The organism is Microbaculum mangrovi (assembly GCF_051390635.1).
GTDB lineage: Bacteria > Pseudomonadota > Alphaproteobacteria > Rhizobiales > Tepidamorphaceae > Microbaculum.
The window spans coordinates 1,156,913-1,173,240 of record NZ_JBPODT010000001.1 but is presented as its reverse complement, the minus strand read 5'-3'; the positions used below and the strand labels follow the sequence as shown (position 1 = coordinate 1,173,240).

Annotated in this window: 16 protein-coding genes; 7 read left to right on the top strand and 9 right to left on the bottom strand. The window is 65.8% G+C overall.

Annotated features, from left to right (window positions below; all coding sequences use genetic code 11):
* Positions 1 to 10: 10 nt before the first annotated feature.
* The 6 genes from ACSF9G_RS05610 to ACSF9G_RS05585 all read left to right on the top strand — a co-directional run bounded on the left by ACSF9G_RS05610 (position 11) and on the right by ACSF9G_RS05585 (position 6,512).
* The gene (locus ACSF9G_RS05610; protein ID WP_436639319.1) at positions 11 to 601 is read left to right on the top strand and encodes a HupE/UreJ family protein; all 591 of its coding nucleotides are present in this window, start codon (positions 11 to 13) and stop codon (positions 599 to 601) included.
* Positions 602 to 694: 93 nt separating this feature from the next.
* The gene (locus tag ACSF9G_RS05605) at positions 695 to 3,403 is read left to right on the top strand and encodes an HAD-IC family P-type ATPase (RefSeq protein WP_436639317.1); all 2,709 of its coding nucleotides are present in this window, start codon (positions 695 to 697) and stop codon (positions 3,401 to 3,403) included.
* Positions 3,404 to 3,452: 49 nt separating this feature from the next.
* Positions 3,453 to 3,818 carry a winged helix-turn-helix domain-containing protein gene (locus ACSF9G_RS05600; RefSeq protein ID WP_436639314.1) on the top strand — a complete coding sequence of 122 codons (366 nt, stop codon included), beginning with the start codon at positions 3,453 to 3,455 and terminating at the stop codon, positions 3,816 to 3,818.
* 79 nt (positions 3,819 to 3,897) lie between these two features.
* Positions 3,898 to 4,716, top strand: coding sequence for a molybdate ABC transporter substrate-binding protein (gene modA, locus ACSF9G_RS05595; RefSeq protein ID WP_436639311.1), 819 nt, complete (start codon positions 3,898 to 3,900; stop codon positions 4,714 to 4,716).
* Between the two features lie 18 nt (positions 4,717 to 4,734).
* Positions 4,735 to 5,403, top strand: coding sequence for a molybdate ABC transporter permease subunit (modB, locus tag ACSF9G_RS05590; protein WP_436639309.1), 669 nt, complete (start codon positions 4,735 to 4,737; stop codon positions 5,401 to 5,403).
* Positions 5,403 to 6,512, top strand: a complete 1,110-nt coding sequence (locus tag ACSF9G_RS05585) for an ABC transporter ATP-binding protein (protein ID WP_436639307.1) — start codon at positions 5,403 to 5,405, stop codon at positions 6,510 to 6,512. The genes modB and ACSF9G_RS05585 overlap by 1 nt, the downstream gene beginning before the upstream one ends.
* An 11-nt stretch (positions 6,513 to 6,523) precedes the next feature.
* Here the strand turns inward: ACSF9G_RS05585 and ACSF9G_RS05580 are convergent, their stop codons facing one another.
* The 9 genes from ACSF9G_RS05580 to ACSF9G_RS05540 all read right to left on the bottom strand — a co-directional run bounded on the left by ACSF9G_RS05580 (position 6,524) and on the right by ACSF9G_RS05540 (position 15,185).
* Positions 6,524 to 7,702: a pyridoxal phosphate-dependent aminotransferase gene (locus ACSF9G_RS05580; RefSeq protein ID WP_436639305.1), complete on the bottom strand. Its 1,179-nt coding sequence runs from the start codon at positions 7,700 to 7,702 to the stop codon at positions 6,524 to 6,526.
* Between the two features lie 85 nt (positions 7,703 to 7,787).
* Positions 7,788 to 8,282: a MarR family winged helix-turn-helix transcriptional regulator gene (locus ACSF9G_RS05575; RefSeq protein ID WP_436639303.1), complete on the bottom strand. Its 495-nt coding sequence runs from the start codon at positions 8,280 to 8,282 to the stop codon at positions 7,788 to 7,790.
* A 71-nt stretch (positions 8,283 to 8,353) separates the two neighbouring features.
* Entirely contained in the window at positions 8,354 to 8,956 is a 603-nt protein-coding gene (locus ACSF9G_RS05570) for an NAD(P)H-dependent oxidoreductase (RefSeq protein WP_436639301.1), read from the bottom strand.
* Complete coding sequence (locus ACSF9G_RS05565; protein ID WP_436639298.1) at positions 8,956 to 9,534, bottom strand: NAD(P)H-dependent oxidoreductase; 579 nt, start codon at positions 9,532 to 9,534, stop codon at positions 8,956 to 8,958. Before ACSF9G_RS05565 ends, ACSF9G_RS05570 begins: the two co-directional genes overlap by 1 nt.
* A 21-nt stretch (positions 9,535 to 9,555) precedes the next feature.
* Entirely contained in the window at positions 9,556 to 10,956 is a 1,401-nt protein-coding gene (locus ACSF9G_RS05560) for an FAD-binding oxidoreductase (protein WP_436639296.1), read from the bottom strand.
* Between the two features lie 29 nt (positions 10,957 to 10,985).
* Positions 10,986 to 12,311, bottom strand: a complete 1,326-nt coding sequence (locus ACSF9G_RS05555; RefSeq protein WP_436639293.1) for a cytosine deaminase — start codon at positions 12,309 to 12,311, stop codon at positions 10,986 to 10,988.
* A 4-nt stretch (positions 12,312 to 12,315) separates the two neighbouring features.
* Entirely contained in the window at positions 12,316 to 13,179 is an 864-nt protein-coding gene (locus ACSF9G_RS05550; RefSeq protein ID WP_436639291.1) for an ABC transporter permease, read from the bottom strand.
* Positions 13,180 to 13,203: 24 nt separating this feature from the next.
* Positions 13,204 to 14,049 (bottom strand): ABC transporter ATP-binding protein, encoded by an 846-nt coding sequence (locus ACSF9G_RS05545; RefSeq protein ID WP_436639289.1) that lies wholly within the window; start codon positions 14,047 to 14,049, stop codon positions 13,204 to 13,206.
* A gap of 122 nt (positions 14,050 to 14,171) precedes the next feature.
* Positions 14,172 to 15,185 (bottom strand): ABC transporter substrate-binding protein, encoded by a 1,014-nt coding sequence (locus ACSF9G_RS05540; RefSeq protein ID WP_436639287.1) that lies wholly within the window; start codon positions 15,183 to 15,185, stop codon positions 14,172 to 14,174.
* Between the two features lie 317 nt (positions 15,186 to 15,502).
* Here ACSF9G_RS05540 and ACSF9G_RS05535 point away from each other — a divergent pair, with 317 nt between their 5' ends.
* Positions 15,503 to 16,297 carry a phosphodiesterase gene (locus ACSF9G_RS05535; protein ID WP_436639285.1) on the top strand — a complete coding sequence of 265 codons (795 nt, stop codon included), beginning with the start codon at positions 15,503 to 15,505 and terminating at the stop codon, positions 16,295 to 16,297.
* Positions 16,298 to 16,328 lie beyond the last annotated feature (31 nt).

The following is a 16,328-nucleotide window of genomic DNA, read 5'->3' as shown; positions in this document are numbered from 1 at the left end:
GGGGACGCCAATGATTAGCAGGATATCGACTGGAAAACTCGTTTTCCTTCTGGCTTTGCTCGCCGCGACACCGGCGCTCGCTCATGTCGGGGCCGGCGCGACGTCGGGGTTCGCGTCGGGTTTTGCCCATCCGCTACTCGGCCCCGACCACTTGCTCGCGATGGTCGGTGTCGGGCTCTGGGCCGGTCTTGTCGGCGGTTCGGCGCTCTGGGTGTGGCCGGCCGCATTCATCGGCGTGATGATTGCCGGTGGGGGCATGGGCATGGCCGGCGTGCCGCTGCCGTTCGTTGAGCCGGCGATCCTCGCCTCGGTAATCGCGGTCGGCGCGGCCGTCGCGCTGGCTGTCCGGGCGCCGGTCTCGCTCGGGGCGTTGGTGGTCGGCGGTTTCGCGATGTTCCACGGGCATGCGCACGGCACGGAAATCCCCGAGACGGCGGCGGGCGTCGACTATCTGGCCGGATTCGCGCTGGCGACCGCAACTATTCTTGGCGTCGGCATCGCTATCGCCATCGTACCTGCGCGCTTCCGTATGTCGCCGGCGCTCGTGCGCAGTCTCGGAGCCGGCGTTGCCTTCGCAGGAGCGGCACTCGCCGCCGGCTGATCCGGCTACCTTGCAATGCGCGTCGGAGGGCGTCATAGCCGCTTGGTCGTGTCGATCTGAACGGACAACGATACGGGCAGGTAAGGCAAAGACGTGGCAACGGGAAACGGCAAACCGCAGACTGGCGACAATACCGCCTGGCACGCGCTCTCGGCGCGGGAGGTGCTCGAGCGTCTGCAAACCGAACATGCCGGCCTCAGCGCGGGGGATGCGGCTGCGCGGCTGCGCCGTTACGGTCCCAACCTGCTGCCGGAAGCGCCACGCCGTCCGGCCTGGCTGCGCTTTCTCGCCAATTTCAACAACGTCCTCGTCTATCTGCTGATTGTCGCGGCGGCGATCACGGTTTCGATCGGCCATTACGTCGATGCCGTGGTGATCGTCGCCGTGGTGGTGATCAACGCGGTGATCGGCTTCGTTCAGGAAGGCCGCGCCGAGGCGGCGCTGGAAGCGATCCGGAAGATGCTGTCGCCGCAGGCCGCGGTGCTGCGCGACGGGCGCCGCCTGACGCTCGATGCGGCCGTGCTGGTGCCGGGGGACGTCGTGCTGTTAGAACCGGGCGACCGCGTTCCCGCGGACCTTCGTCTGCTGCACGTCAAGGGCCTCGAGATCGACGAGGCAGTGCTGACTGGTGAATCGCTGCCCACGGGAAAGCAGGTCGCGGCGGTGTGGCACGATGCGGCGATCGGCGACCGGGCGGATCTTGCCTTCTTCGGCACGCTGGTGACCCGTGGCCACGCCTCCGCTGTCGTGGTGGAAACCGGATCGCGCACCGAAATCGGCCGGATCGGCACGCTGATCGAGGGGGTCGGCACGGTGGCAACGCCGCTTCTCAGGCGCGTCGCCCGGTTCGGCCAAGGATTGGCGGCTGTCGTGCTCGTCGTGTCGGCGGCAATGTTCGCTTGGGGCGTACTCGTCGATCGGTTGCCGCTGGGTGACATGTTCCTCGCTGCCGTCGGCCTCGCGGTTGCCGCGATCCCCGAGGAACTGCCCGCGATCCTGACGATCGCGCTTGCCTTCGGTGTCGAGCGGATGGCGCGGCGCAATGCCATCGTGCGGCGCCTGCCGGCCGTGGAGGCGCTTGGGTCCGTCACCGTGATCTGCTCCGACAAGACAGGGACGCTGACCCGCAACGACATGGTCGTCGAGGAGGTGGCGACCGCCGGCAAACTCTATCGGATCACCGGAACCGGTTACACGCCGGACGGCAGCGTTATGGCCGACGACGGACCGGTCGACGTGGCGGCGGAGCCCGCCCTCGTCGAGCTCGCGCGCGCCTCCGGTCTGTGCTCGGACGCGCGGCTGCGCCGCGATCACGACGGCGACTGGCACGTCGAGGGCGACCCGATGGAAGGCGCGCTGCTCGCCTTGGCGGCCAAGGTGGGGATAGACCGCGACGATGACAGCGCCGCCATGCCGCGGCTCGACACGATTCCGTTCGAATCCGAATCCCAGCTCATGGCGACGCTTCACCGCATCGACGATGGCGGCGTCATCTACGTGAAAGGCGCTCCGGAGCGGCTGCTTGTCCTGTGCGACAGGCAGCGCGACACGCTTGGCGACGAGCGCATCGACCTGGCGATGTGGCATCGCCGGCTGGAGGAAATGACGGCCGCCGGCCAGCGCGTCATCGCGGTCGCCTGCCGGGCCGTACCCGCAAGCCTGACCGACATGGATTTCGGCGACCTCGAGGAGGGGCTGACCATGCTCGGGCTGATCGGTCTGGCCGATCCGCCGCGGCCGGAAGCCATTTCGGCGGTGGCCGACTGCCGCGCCGCCGGCATCCGCATCAAGATGATCACCGGCGACCATCCGGAGACCGCCCGGGCGATCGCGGGCCGGTTCGGGCTGTCTACGGACGCGGTGATGACCGGTCGCGATTTCGACCTTCTCGCACCGACCGAACTCGCCCAGCGGGCAGCCGAGATCGACGTGTTCGCGCGTACCAGCCCCGAGCACAAGTTGCGTCTCGTCGAGGCGCTACAGAACAAGGGCGAGATCGTCGCGATGACCGGCGACGGCGTCAACGATGCGCCGGCGTTGAAGCGCGCCGACGTTGGCGTCGCGATGGGCATCAAAGGCTCGGAGGCGGCCAAGGAAGCCGCTCAGATCGTGCTCGCCGACGATAACTTCGCCACGATCGCCAAGGCGGTGCAGCAGGGCCGCACCATCTACGAGAACATCCGCAAGTCGATTGCCTTCATGCTGCCGACCAACGGCGGCGAAGCGATGATCGTCATCGGTGCGATCCTCGTCGGGTTGCCGCTGCCGATCACGCCGATCCAGATCCTGTGGATCAACATGGTGACGACCGTCACCCTGGCGCTGGCGCTGGCCGTCGAGCCGGCCGAGGCCGATATCATGAGGCGTCCGCCGCGCCCGCCCGGGGAGCCGATAATCGGCGCCTATCTGATCTGGCGCACAGCCTACGTCGCCACGCTGATGACGCTCGCGGTCTTCGCGCTGTTCGTCCACGTCAAGACCGGCAATGGGCTCGACCATGCCCGCAGCCTTGCCGTCAACGTGATCGTCGCCTTCGAGGCAGCCTATCTGTTCAACAGCCGGTTCGTTCGCGGACCCGTCCTGTCGTGGCGCGGTCTGTTCGGCAGTGTGCCGGTGCTTGTCGCCGTTGCCGCTGTCGCCGTGTTGCAGCTCGTGTTCACCTATGTGCCGCTGTTCCAGACTATATTCGACACCAGGCCCCTGAGCCTTTCCGACTGGGGGCTGGTCGTTGGCGCCGCCGTGGGCCTCTTCCTGATCGTCGAGGCCGAGAAGCTGGTCGCGCGCCGCATCCTGCGAGCCTGACGCGGTTTGACCGCTTGGCAAAGCGCGCCGGCGGGCCGATGATCGCGGTATGAAAGCGGGAAACAAGACAACCGGCGTTCGGCTGCGGGTAGTGCTCGCGCCCGGCGTCGCGCTGGGCCCCGGCAAGGCGGACCTGCTTGAGGCGATCGCCGAAACCGGATCGATATCGGCGGCAGGGCGACGCATGACGATGAGCTACAAGCGTGCCTGGTCGCTGGTCAACGAAATGAACGGCTGGTTCGCCGACCCGCTGGTTGAAACCGGCAAGGGCGGTGCCGGCGGCGGCGGAGCGCAGCTCACGGCGCTCGGCGAGCGGGTGCGCGAGGCCTATCGGCGGATGGAACAGGCGGCAAGCGCGGCCGTCGAGACCGATATCGCCGCGCTCCGGGCGGAAATCCGCGATATGTCCAAATGAATATAACGCTTGGCAAGGCCCTTCTTCGATCGATATGTTTATTCAGACATATCGATGGGGGATGACCATGAATGGGACGATGTCATCGTTTCGGCGGGTATTGGGTGCCGCGGCCGGGGTTCTGTCGGTCCTGACCGTTTTATCCGGATTGGTTTTATCCGGGCTGGCGGGGCAGGTCTGGGCGGAGGACGCACCGCCGATCGCGGTCGCCGCCAATCTGCAGGCCGCGATGGAAGAGATCGCGGACGTGTTCACGGCCGAGACCGGGCTCGAACCGAGGCTGACATTCGGTTCGTCCGGTAACTTCGCCGCGCAGATCCGCCAGGGGGCGCCGTTCGAACTGTTCTTTTCCGCCGATGAGCGCTACGTGCTCGATCTCGCCCGCGACGGCTTCACCCGCGACGAGGGGATGCTCTACGGAAGCGGCCGAATCGTGCTCATCGTTCCGAAGGGTTCGCCACTGAAGGCTGACGGGAGTCTGGAGGATCTCAAGGCCGCGATCGCCGACGGACGGCTCTCCCGCTTCGCGATCGCCAATCCGGAGCACGCCCCCTACGGCCAGGCCGCGAAGGAAGCCCTGCAACATTCGAGGCTGTGGGAGGCGATCCAGCCTAAATTGGTGCTTGGCGAGAACGTCAGCCAGACGGCGCTGTTCGCGACCTCCGGCAACGCCCAGGGCGGCATCGTCGCCTATTCGCTCGCTCTGTCGCCGAAGGTCCTGACGGTCGCCGATCACGCGCTGATCGCGGCGGACTGGCATGCGCCGCTGAAGCAGCGAATGGTGCTGCTGAAAGATGCGGGACCGGCCGCCGAGCGCTTCTATTCCTTTGTACAGAGCCCGCCGGCCCGTGCGATCTTCCGCAGGTATGGTTACGCCCTGCCCGGGGAAACGGACTGAGGAGGCTTCGAGGCGGACATGGACTGGACCGCACTCTGGCTGTCGCTGCGCCTGGGCTTCTTCGCGGTCCTGGTCCTGTTGCCGATCGGCATCGTCGTCGGGCGACTGCTGGCCTACCGGCAGTTTCGCGGCAAGGGCATCGTCGAGGCGCTGGTGGCGCTGCCGCTGATCCTGCCGCCGACGGTGTTCGGGTATTACCTGCTAGTCGCCTTCGGCGCGGCATCCCCCGTCGGCCGGATGTGGGAGACGCTGTTCGGCGGCTCGCTGGTGTTCACCTTCCAGGGCCTGCTCGTCGCCTCGGTGATCGTCAACCTGCCGTTCGCGATCCAGCCGATGCAGCGTGCCTTCGAGGCGATCCCGCCGGAAGTGCGGGAGGCCGCGGCCTGTTCCGGCATGACCCCGCTCAAGGCGCTCCGGCGCATCGAGATCCCGCTCGCCTGGCCGGGGATCGCCACGGCGATGGTCCTGAGCTTCGCCCACACGCTCGGCGAGTTCGGCGTGGTGCTGATGGTCGGCGGCGCCATCCCGGGCGAGACCCGCACGATCGCCATCGCGATCTACGATCGGGTCCAGGCCTTCGACGGGGTGGCGGCGGCGCAGATGTCCGCCTTCCTGCTCGCCCTGTCGCTGGTCACGATCGCCTTGACGATCGCCTTGTCGCGGCGTGTCGGTCGGCGTCTCGGCTGATGCCCGACCTCAAGGCGCATATCCGGCAGGCGAAGCCGATCCCTCTCGATGCGGAACTCTCCTGCGCGCCCGGCGAGGTGCTGGCGCTGGTCGGGCCGTCGGGCAGCGGCAAGTCGACGATCCTGCGGGTTATCGCCGGGCTCTACCGACCCGACGAGGGAAGGGTCGGCGTCGGTGAGGAGATTTGGCTCGATACCGCGGCCGGAACGACCCTGCCGGCCTATCGGCGTACCGTCGGCTTCGTGTTCCAGAGCTACGCGCTGTTCCCGCACATGACGGCGCAGGCCAATGTCGAGGCGGCGCTCGATCATGTCGGCACGGACCGGCGGTCGGCGCGGGCGCGCGAGCTGCTGGAGCTCGTTCATCTCGATGGGCTCGAAGGGCGGCGGCCGGCGGAACTCTCCGGCGGGCAGCAGCAGCGCGTCGCGGTAGCGCGGGCACTGGCACGCGATCCGAAGGTGCTACTGCTCGACGAACCGTTCTCCGCCGTCGACAGGGCGACCCGCAAGAGGCTCTACCGCGAAATCGCCGAGCTGCGCCGCAGTCTCGACGTGCCCGTCATCCTGGTCACGCACGATCTTGACGAGGCGGTGATGCTGGCCGACCGGATCGCCGTCCTCCATCGCGGCCACATCCTGCAGACGGGCACGCCGGAGGAGATCACGACACGGCCGGCGTCACCGGAAGTGGCGCGGCTCGTCGACCTGCGCAACGTGTTCGAGGCGACCGTCATTGCAAGCGATGAGAGCGGTTGCGCGCTCGACTGGGCCGGGCACCGCCTGGAAATCCCGGCCGAACGGCGGTTCGCGGCCGGCACCCGTGTCGCCTGGGTGATCCCCGATGGATTCGTGGTGCTGCACCGGCGCGACCGACCCTCGCGCGGGGAGCGCGAAAACCCCGTGTCCGGCTTGGTCGACAACGTGCTGGCGATCGGCCAGACGGTGCACGTGACGATGCGAATCGACGGGACCGAGGAGTTGCCGCTGCAGTTCTCGGTGCCCGTGCATGTCGCCCGCCGCAACGGTATCGAAGCGGGCGCCGCCATCACCGTTTCCCTGCTGGCCGAGGGAATCCATCTGATGCCGCGCTCAGAGGATGCGTCTGCCTAGGGTGAAAGGCTCTAGGCGGCCTTCGCGGTCAGGAACTCGCCCATGCGGTCGATGGCGCGGCGGATGTTCTCGGTCGAGTTGGCGTAGGAGACGCGGATATAGCCCTCGCCATGGACGCCGAAATCCGGGCCGCCGATGGTGGCGACGCCGGCATCCTCGAGCAGGGCCGAGGCAAGCGGCTTGGCCTGCCAGCCCGTCTCCTTGATGTTCGGGAAGGCGTAGAAGGCGCCCTTCGGCGTGCGGCAGGAGATGCCCGGCAGCCCGTTCAGTCCCTCGACGACAACCGTGCGGCGGCGGTCGAATTCGGCGACCATCGCGGCAACGGCGTCCTGCGACCCCTGGAGTGCGGCGAGACCGGCGAACTGGGCGGCGGCATTGACGCAGGAATAGGAATTGACCGCCAACTTGCGGGCATAGTCGTGCAGCTTCCTCGGCCACACCGAGTAGCCCATGCGCCAGCCGGTCATGGCATAGGTCTTGGACCAGCCGTCGAGCAGGATCAGCCGGTCGCGAATGTCGGGATAGGCGAGCAGGGTCCGGTGCTCCAGCCCGTCATAGGTCATCTGCCCATAGATTTCGTCCGACATCACGGCAACGTCGGGATGGCGGGCGAGGCCCTCGACGAGCCTGTCGATCTCATCCTTCGGCGTGACGCCTCCGGTCGGATTGGCGGGGCTGTTGAGAATCAGGAGCCGCGTCCGGGGCGTGATCAGGGCGAGGGTTTCCTCGGCCGAGAAGGCGAAATCGTTCTCTTCGCGGATCGGGACCGGGACCGGCCGCGCGCCGGTGAACTCGATCATCGAGCGATAGATGGGGAAGCCGGGGTCGGGATAGAGGATCTCGGCGCCGGGCTCTCCGAACATCAAGATCGCCATGAACATGGTCACTTTTCCGCCCGGCACGATCAGCACCAGTTCGGGATCGACCTCGACGGACAGACGCTTGTGGATGTCGGCGGCCACGGCCTCGCGCAGAGGCAGGATGCCGGTTGCCGGCGTGTAGCCGTGATGACCGTCGCGCAACGCCTTCACCGCGGCCTCGACGATATGGTCGGGCGTGCGGAAATCCGGCTGTCCGATACCCAGATTGATGATGTCGCGGCCGGCAGCGGCGAGCGCCGTCGCCCGCGCGAGCACGGCAAACGCGTTCTCTTCGCCTATACGGTCGAACGATGCGACGGTCTTGAACACGGGGCCGGCCCTCCTCTTGCGCCGAGGCTAGCTAACGCCAACGATCGGCGCGTTGCAAACCCCGGCGGAGAGAAAAACGAGAGCCTCAGGCGGCCGTTTCGTCGTAAACGTCGAGATCGGCGTCGACGTCCGCCGCTCCAGCCGCGGAGGCGTCGCCGTCGAGCGAAGCCTCTACAGCCATCAGCAGCTTGATCAGCTTGGCGCGATCCTTTTCCGGGACGTTGCGCATGGTCATCTGCTCGAGCCGCTTCCAGCGTTTCTTCAGCTCGATACCGCACGAACGCCCTTCGTCGGTCAGGAATACGCGCGCGCTGCGTGCATCCGTTTCCGACGCGATGCGCCGCACCAAACCCTGGGCGGCCATCCGGGATACCATTTTCGTGACTGTAGGCGGCTTGACCTTGAGCTCGGCAGCGAGCTTGGTCATCGGCTGTCCGTCGTCCTCCAGAAGTACCTGAAGGACGTTTTCCTGTCCGGGATGGATGCCGATTTCACCGAGCATCGTGTGAGCTCGCGCCCGATGCAGCCGAGCTGCCCGGGTGAGACGCAGCCCGACAGAATCTTCGTACCATTTCTTCATTTCAAGGAAGTCCCCCAACTCCCAGAGTGGATGATTGCCGTTATGGCGGTGATCCTAGAAACCTACTTCCATTAGTTGAGTTTACAAGTCATAAGTCGGCATAACTGATATACGCGATTCAGATAGCGCGCGCGGCTGTCCGGCGTAGAAGTGTCCATTTTATAGTGAGCCGCGAAAGAGGTCTTGCATTTTGGGTGGCATAGCCACCGTATTCCACGCAAAATTGTTCTACGGCCGGGTTCTCCCACATATTTCGACATCCACCAGCTCGCGCCGCAGGTGGTGAAGACGGAGAGTCTCCGGATGTTCGTCAGTTTCGGGCCCATCGGCGACGACTCATCGGGCATCTCAAAGGTCGCGTGGGGCACGAATACCCGGTCGCACCAGCCTTTCAGCATTGCCGGGAGGCCGAACCACCAGGTCGGATAGACAAAAACCAGCATTTCCGCCCATTTCAGCAGGGCGAGGTGGTCTGCGATGGGGGCTTCGTTCTCCTGCGGCGTATGGTAGCCGCGCCGCTCCTCGGGGCTCATCACCGGGTCGAAACCGCTTTCGTATAGGTCAATTAGCCGCACCTCGTGGCCCGATTCGCCGAGGGCGCCGAGAACCGTGTCGAGAACGGCCCGATTGAAGCTCTCCTCGCAGGGATGGCAGTAGACCACGAGGGCTCGCATCAGAAACGCTCCATTAAGCGCGCGACCGATTCGAGGTGTTTATCGAGTGTCGCCCGGTCGTTGCGGTTCATATCGTACAGCGCGTGGTAATCGACGCGGGCGCCCGGCGACGTCGCGCGCAGCAGGCGCTTGACGATCTTTCGTGGCGCATCGCCGAGGACAAAGGCGCGCAGACGGGTTCCACCATAGGTCGTGATCGCGGCGATCCGCTTGAGATGGGACAAGTTCGGCGAGACCATGCCGTCTTCCAGACGGAACGATACGCCGGGCAGGAAGACCCGGTCGAAATAACCTTTCAGTATCGCGGGGAAGCCGTAGTTCCACACAGGGAATACCAGAACGAGCGCCTCGGCCGCCAACAGCCGGTCGACATGGGGAGCAACCGGATCGCGGTTTTGCGGCACGTCATGATAGCCGAGCCGTTCCTCGCGGCTTAGCCGCGGTTCGAAGTCCTCGGCGTAGAGATCACAGTCGTCCACCTCGTGGCCGCCGGCGCGCAGCGTGTCGACGACGCGCGTGTGCAAGGCGGCGCAGAAACTCGTTTCGACTGGATGGGCGTAGACGACCAGGACTCGCATGTGCGGCTCGCCGGACCGACCTCAGTCCGCCTGCTCGAGGCCGGGGAACAGGTAGACCTTGTGGGCGGAGAAGTCGAATTCTGGATCCTCGAAGGCGACCATCTTGCCAGGATTGAGCAGGCCTTTCGGATCGGCCTCGCGCTTGAAGGCAAGCTGGACCTCGTCGGTCTGCTTCATGCCGCCTTCCTCCAGCGTGTAGCGATGGGCATTGAAGATCACGCAGCCCATGTCCTCGTGGATGCGCATGATCTCCTCCAGCCGCTCTTCAGTGGTGAAGCGCACGATCGGCAGGCCGAAGCAGGTGACGTTGCCGTCGAAGCGAACGAATTCGAGATGCGCCATGACCTCGTCACCGAAGTGCGCGTGGACCTTCTGGACCAGCTCGATCTGATCCGGGAAGGGATAGAGGACCTGAAGATAGGTGATGCCGTCGTCGACTCTCAAACCCCGCAGCGTGGTGTGATTCCAGGCAAGCTCGAAGGCCGGCGGAAGCCCCTTCAGGTCCTCGGCGGTATCCGAGCGGAACAGGATCTCGCCTGAGGTGCGCTCGGTATAGGCGATCAGCGACTCGACCGCGTGCGGCGCGACCATGACGAGGCAGACGCTCTTGCCCTCCGGTATGAACTTGCGATGGCGCAGGAAATAATCGTGCGGGATCGGGGCGGCTATCGGGGTGACGAGCTTGAGCAGGAGGCCGTCGTGGGTGCCGAGCGCGTTGCCGTAGCGGGCCGCGTCCATGAAATCGTCGAACCCGACGATGACGTCGACCCAGTCGTAGGCCGCGGTCAGCGGGATCTCAACCTCGGTGATGACTCCGTTGGTGCCGTAGGCATGGCTGACCTTTTGAAGGTCCCAGCCGTCGAGCTCGAGCACACGCGGGGTCTCCTCCATGGTGACCACGCGCAGACGCAGGACATTGCCGAGATCGCGCAGGCCGCCCCAGCGGATCGAGCCGACACCCCCGGAGCCGCCGCCGATGAAGCCGCCGATGGACGCGGTCTTGGCGGTGGAGGGATGCATGCGCATCTCCTGGCCCGAATCGGCGCGGGCGGCCTGGTCGAGATCGTGGAGGATAACGCCCGGTTCGCAGACGAGACGTCCGGGCTTGATGTCGATGATTCGGTTCATCTCGGCCATGTTGAGTATGATGCCGCCCGACAGCGGCATCGCCTGGCCGTAGTTGCCGGTGCCGCAACCGCGTACAGTGACGGGAACGTCCATCGCAAAGCAGGTCCTGAGGACCTGGACGACTTCGGCCTCGCTCTTCGGGGTCACGACCATGTCGGCGGTGACGGCGTCGAGCTGGCGTTTCAGGACCGGGCTGTACCAGAAGAAGTCGCGGCTCTTCTGCTTAACCAGCGCCGGATTGTCCTCGATCTTCAGGCCTTCGAGCGCCTTCTTCAGCGCGGCGAGGTCGGTCATCGTCTTCTCCGTCCGTGTTGGCTGGCCGCTCAACTTCCCGCGAAAATATCGTCCAGCTCGCGGTAGTCGGGCAGTGTCTTGTCGATGGGGCGGCCGCTGCGCAGGACCGTGCGGTCGCTCTGCGGGCGCGCCAGCAACTCGGTCCAACTCCTTGCCCGGAACAAGACGATGTCGGCCGGTGCTCCGGCGCGCAGGACGCCGCGGTCCGGACGACCCAGGATGCGGGCGGGCGTGGCGCCAACGGTCGCCGGCCAATCGCCGAAGGGATGGTCGAACTGGCCGATGCGTACGGTCTCGCGGAACACCTCGAGCATGTCGAGATCGCCGTAGGCGTAGAACGGATCGCGGGTGTTGTCGCTGGCGACGGCCACCTCGACGCCGGCTGCGGCGAGTTCGTGGAGCATGGTGACGCCGCGCGACAGCGGGGTGCGGCCCGATTCGCGGTCCTGCAGGTACATATTGCACATCGGCAGCGAGACGATCGCGATGCCGGCCTCGGCGACCCGCTCGATTGTGCGATTGGCCTCGTCGGCGGGCTGGCGGGTCAACGAGCAGCAATGGCCGCAGACGATCCTGCCCTCGAAGCGGTTGCGCAGGATGGCGTCCGCGACATGGGCGAGCGAGCGCTCGTTCGGGTCCTGGGATTCGTCGGAGTGGAAATCGAGGTCGAGGCCGTGCTTCTCCGCGACCGCGATAACCGCGTCGAGCAGGCCGTCGATGCCCGGATGCATATAGGTGACGCAGCCCATGACGCCGCCGTGCGCCTTCACCAGCGCGGCGATCTCTTCCAGATAGGCGCGGTCCTCGGCCACCTCGATCGGCACCAGCGCCACGCCCTGCAGGTCGATGCGGCCGGCCCAGCGATCGCGCATCTCGGCGAATACCGGCCAGGAGATCTTGTGCTGCGGCTGCAGGGAATCGAGGTGGGTGCGCAGTAGTACCGTGCCGTGCGCGTGGGCGCAGCGCAGCGAGAAGTCCATGCGGCGGGCGACATCGCGTGCGGACCAGTTGGCCTCGCGGTCCGCGTGCACGGCGTTCAGCGCGCCGAAGAAGGTGCCGTCCGGATTGGGCTTGCGCGGCCAGATGTGGCCCTTGTCGATATGGGTATGCATGTCGACGAAGCCGGGCCAGGCAAGGCCGTCGTCCAGGTCGAGGGCGGGCAGGTCCTCGTTCTGGCCACCGCCGGGCGCGCGGATCGCGGCGATGGTCGTACCGTCGATCTCGATCTCGGCGCGGAGCAGGCCGTCGCCGGCGTCGGGAAGGGGGCCTTCCGTCTCGACCAGCGCGGCGGGAATCGTCGCGTTGGCGATCAGAAACCGCCCAGCGGACGGCACGCGGGCAAAGCCAGTGGGCATCTCGCTAGTTCTCCCGTTTGACAGCGCTCTCGTGCCACTTGTGGAGAAGCAGGTGCGAGATCAGGCTGGTTGCGAAGAAGATCAGGACGCCCGTCACGGACAACAGGATCAGCGCGGCGAACAGGCGCGGGATGTTGAGGCGGAACTGCGATTCGAGCAGGCGGAAGGCAAGGCCTGAACTGGCGCCGGCGGAGCCGGCCGCGAACTCGGCGACGACGGCTGCGATCAGCGCCAGTCCGCCGCCGATCCGCAAGCCCGTGAGGAAGTAGGGCAGGGCGGCGGGCAGGCGCAGGAGGTAGAGGCTCTGCCAACGGCTGGCGCCGTAGAGCTCGAACAGGTTCAGGAGGTTGTGGTCGACGCTCTTCAGTCCCTGAGCGGTGTTCGACAGGATCGGGAAGAAGGCGACGAGCCAGGCACAGATCAGTAGAGCGGCCTGGGTGGTCGGCGTGTAGATGAGGATCAGCGGCGCGATCGCCACGATCGGGGTTACCTGCAGGATCACGGCATAGGGGTAGAGCGCGAGCTCGATCCATTTCGACTGGATCAGCAGTACGGCCAACGCGACGCCACCGACGAGCGCCAGCGCCAGCGCCGTGAAGGTGATCTTCAGCGTGACCAGCAAAGCCGGCCCGAGAATGGGCCAGTCCTCGATCATTGCCTGTGCGACGCGGGCGGGGCTCGGCAGGATGTAGTGCGGTACGTCGAAGGCCGTCACGTACCAGGCCCACACAAGCACCAGGCCGCCGAGCATGGCGACGGGCACGATGATGCGCAGGAGGCGCTCTCCGAGCCGGTTCGGATCTGTGGAGAAGGGGCCTTCCTCGTCAACGGCGGCCGTCGGCTTGGATGTCGTGTGCACGGTCGTCATGGTCCAGCCGTCATGTTCCGGGCGTCACGCCTCCGCCTTGCTGGCCATTGCCTCCTGGAGGGCGGTCGACACCTCGCGGCAATGATCATTGTAGACGGTCGAGGTGCGGAAATCGTCCTCGCGCGGATAGGGGGCGTCGATCGCGATATCGGCGACCACCCGGCCGGGGCGTGCCGCCATGACGACGATGCGGTTGGACAGGTAGACCGATTCGAACACCGAATGGGTGACGAAGATCACCGTCCAGCCGAAGCTCTCCCACAGGTGCAGCAGGTCGTTGTTGAGCTTGAACCGCGTGATCTCGTCGAGCGCGGCGAACGGTTCGTCCATCAGCAGCAGTTTCGGCCGGGTGACCAGCGCGCGGGCAATCGACACACGCATCTTCATGCCGCCCGACAGTTCGCGCGGATATGCGTCGGCAAAGTTCTCGAGCCCCACCATCTCGAGCGCGTTCATGACCTCGTCGCGCGCGCCGGCCTTGGCCTGGCCCTTCAACCGCAGCGGCAGCCAGACATTGTTGAAGACGGTGGCCCAGGGCATCAGCGTCGGCTCCTGGAAGACGAAGCCGATTTCGTTGTCGACCCGGCCGGACCGGTCCTGTGCCGTACCCGTCCAGTCGATGGTGCCCGATGTCGGCTCGCCGAGGCCGGCGATCAGGCGCAGCGCCGTCGACTTGCCGCAACCGGAAGGGCCGAGCAGGCTGATGAACTCGCCGGGATGAACGTCGAGCGACATGTCCTGGAGCGCCACGGTGCCGCTCGAGAACGTCTTGTTGATCGCGCGCAGCGAAACGATTGGCCGCGTCGCGGCGTCGCTGGGCCCGGATACCGGGTCGCGAACCGCAGGGGCCGCTTCTGTGTGGGTGGTCAAAGTCCGCCTCCGTTTTACGCCAGGAAGCCGGCGTCGGCGATCTCACTCGCCACCAGTACCGAAATCCGACGACGGGTCCACAGACCCGCCATCGGCGATTGCGTGCACGCCGGGACGCGGCGCTATTTCTTCAGGTCCAGGCCGAGGCCCTTGCAGACATACTCGGTCGTATAGGTCGTCGTGTAGTCGATGCCCGCCTTGACGACGCCGGCCTTGACCATCTTTTCGTAGAAGTCCTTCTGGCGCTCGTCCGTCATGCAGCCGATGCCCATGGTCAGGCTGTCGCCGGAGTCGACGATGCCATGCTCCTTCATCTTGGCGATGGAGAAGGCGATCTGCTCGTCGGTTATCTCCGGATTGTCGGTCTTGATGAGCGCGTTGGCAGCCGTGTTGTCGCCATACAGATAGTTGTACCAGCCGATGATCGAGGCCTCGACGAAGCGCTTGGTGATGTCGGGGTTGGCCTCGACATAGTCCTTCATGCCCTCGATCAGGGTCGAATAGGTGTTGAAGCCGGAGTCGGCGAGCAGGAAGACCTTGGGTTCCCAGCCGGCTTCCTTCTCGATGGCGTAGGGCTCCGACGTCACATATCCCTGCTGGGCGGATTGCTTGTCGGCGATGAACGGCGCCGCGTTGAAGGTGTAGGGCTTGTATTGGGCGTCGTTGAAGCCTTCGAAGGCCGACTTCATCCACAGGAAATAGGACGAGTAGCCGTCCTTCGACAGGTAAAGCGTCGGCAGCTTGGCGAGATCCTCGAATGTCTCCACGCCCGCATCCGGATGGGCAAGCAGGACCTGCGGCTCCTTCTGGAAGATCGCGGCGACCTCGATGAGCGGAATGCCCTGTTCGGCGGCGTCGAAGGGCGAAAGCATGTTGCCCTGCATGTAGAAATTGATCTTGCCGGCGATCAGCAGGGCCTGGTTGCCGGCCTGCGGGCCGCCCTGGCGGATCGTCACCTTCAGCCCGTACTTCTCGTAGGTGCCGTCGGCGACCGCCTGGTAGAAGCCGCCGTGCTCGGCCTGGGCGAGCCAGTTCGTGCCGAACGTGACTTCATCCAGCGCCGCGGCCGGGCCGGCAAGCCCGACAGCAGCGAGAACGGCACCGATTGCCGGGATCGTGCGCTTGAGCAAGGACATCCGGAAAAACCTCCCTTGTTGACAACCCGGGTATCGGCGTCGACTCCCCGGAAACTCGGTCAAAACTATAACGGATCGAATTGCGAACCGGGTCTTCGGAGCAAACCCCGTGCCACCCCGATTCGCGGCTCAATCCGCGCGCGAATCCAAATTTCTCGTAATCCCGGAGCCCAAGAAAAGGGCAACCAGGCGGTGGCCGCTCACCCTATCATCACGGTCGGGGAGGGAACAGGCTCGACAAAGTCGTAAAATCGGTGTGTTGCGGCCGGCGGAAGATCAAAGCCATGGATCATTCGCCAAGTCCTCGGGAGCCAGCCTTGCTCATTGCCCAGATCTCCGACCTGCATTTCCGCGTCCGCGGCGTGAGGCTGTTCGGTGCCGTCGATACCTACGGCGCGACGGAACGAGCGATTGACCACCTCTTGGCGCTGACCCCGCGCCCCGACGCGGTGATCGTCACCGGCGATCTCGTCAACGACGGCGGTGACGAGGATTACGCGGCGCTGGCCGATCTCTTCCGGCGACTGCCGATGCCGGTCTATCCGATACCCGGCAATCACGACCGCCGCGAACTGGTCCGCAGGCACCTGTCCTATACGGGCGTGCTGCCATCCACGGGACCGCTGCACTACGTGGTCGAGGACCATCCGGTCCGGCTCGTCGGGCTGGACACGCTGGTGGAGGGGACGGACGCCGGACGCCTCGGCGGGGATCAGCTCGACTGGCTCGACGAGGCGCTTGCCGCGGCGCCCGAGACTCCGACCCTCCTGTTTCTGCACCATCCGCCGTTCGCGACGGGGATCGGCTTCATGGACGAGATCATGCTCGAGGATTGGCGTGCGCTCGCCGCGGTCGTGGTACGCCATCGCCAGATCGAGGCGGTCACCTGCGGACATGTCCATCGGCCGGTGCAGACGCGGTTCGCCGGCACGATCGCGTCGATCGCGCCGGGAACGGCGCATCAGGTGACGCTCGATTTCGGCCCGTTTGCGCGGGCCGCCTGGGTCGCCGAACCGCCGGCCTGTCTGCTGCACCTGTGGCGTCCGCAGGCGGGGCTCGTCAGCCATGTCAGCTATATCGGCGACTACGGGCCGGGCGTTCTGTTCGCATGAGGTCCCCGGCGTTCGTGAGAGCCTCGGCGCT

Coding starts and splice junctions, on each gene's coding strand:
- ACSF9G_RS05540 (WP_436639287.1), bottom strand. CDS start 15,185: ATGTCCTTGCTCAAGCGCACGATCCCGGCAATCGGTGCCGTTCTCGCT.
- ACSF9G_RS05585 (WP_436639307.1), top strand. CDS start 5,403: ATGCCCGACCTCAAGGCGCATATCCGGCAGGCGAAGCCGATCCCTCTC.
- ACSF9G_RS05570 (WP_436639301.1), bottom strand. CDS start 8,956: ATGCGAGCCCTCGTGGTCTACTGCCATCCCTGCGAGGAGAGCTTCAAT.
- modA (WP_436639311.1), top strand. CDS start 3,898: ATGTCATCGTTTCGGCGGGTATTGGGTGCCGCGGCCGGGGTTCTGTCG.
- ACSF9G_RS05610 (WP_436639319.1), top strand. CDS start 11: ATGATTAGCAGGATATCGACTGGAAAACTCGTTTTCCTTCTGGCTTTG.
- ACSF9G_RS05600 (WP_436639314.1), top strand. CDS start 3,453: ATGAAAGCGGGAAACAAGACAACCGGCGTTCGGCTGCGGGTAGTGCTC.
- ACSF9G_RS05555 (WP_436639293.1), bottom strand. CDS start 12,311: ATGCCCACTGGCTTTGCCCGCGTGCCGTCCGCTGGGCGGTTTCTGATC.
- ACSF9G_RS05560 (WP_436639296.1), bottom strand. CDS start 10,956: ATGACCGACCTCGCCGCGCTGAAGAAGGCGCTCGAAGGCCTGAAGATC.
- ACSF9G_RS05565 (WP_436639298.1), bottom strand. CDS start 9,534: ATGCGAGTCCTGGTCGTCTACGCCCATCCAGTCGAAACGAGTTTCTGC.
- ACSF9G_RS05550 (WP_436639291.1), bottom strand. CDS start 13,179: ATGACGACCGTGCACACGACATCCAAGCCGACGGCCGCCGTTGACGAG.
- modB (WP_436639309.1), top strand. CDS start 4,735: ATGGACTGGACCGCACTCTGGCTGTCGCTGCGCCTGGGCTTCTTCGCG.
- ACSF9G_RS05575 (WP_436639303.1), bottom strand. CDS start 8,282: ATGAAGAAATGGTACGAAGATTCTGTCGGGCTGCGTCTCACCCGGGCA.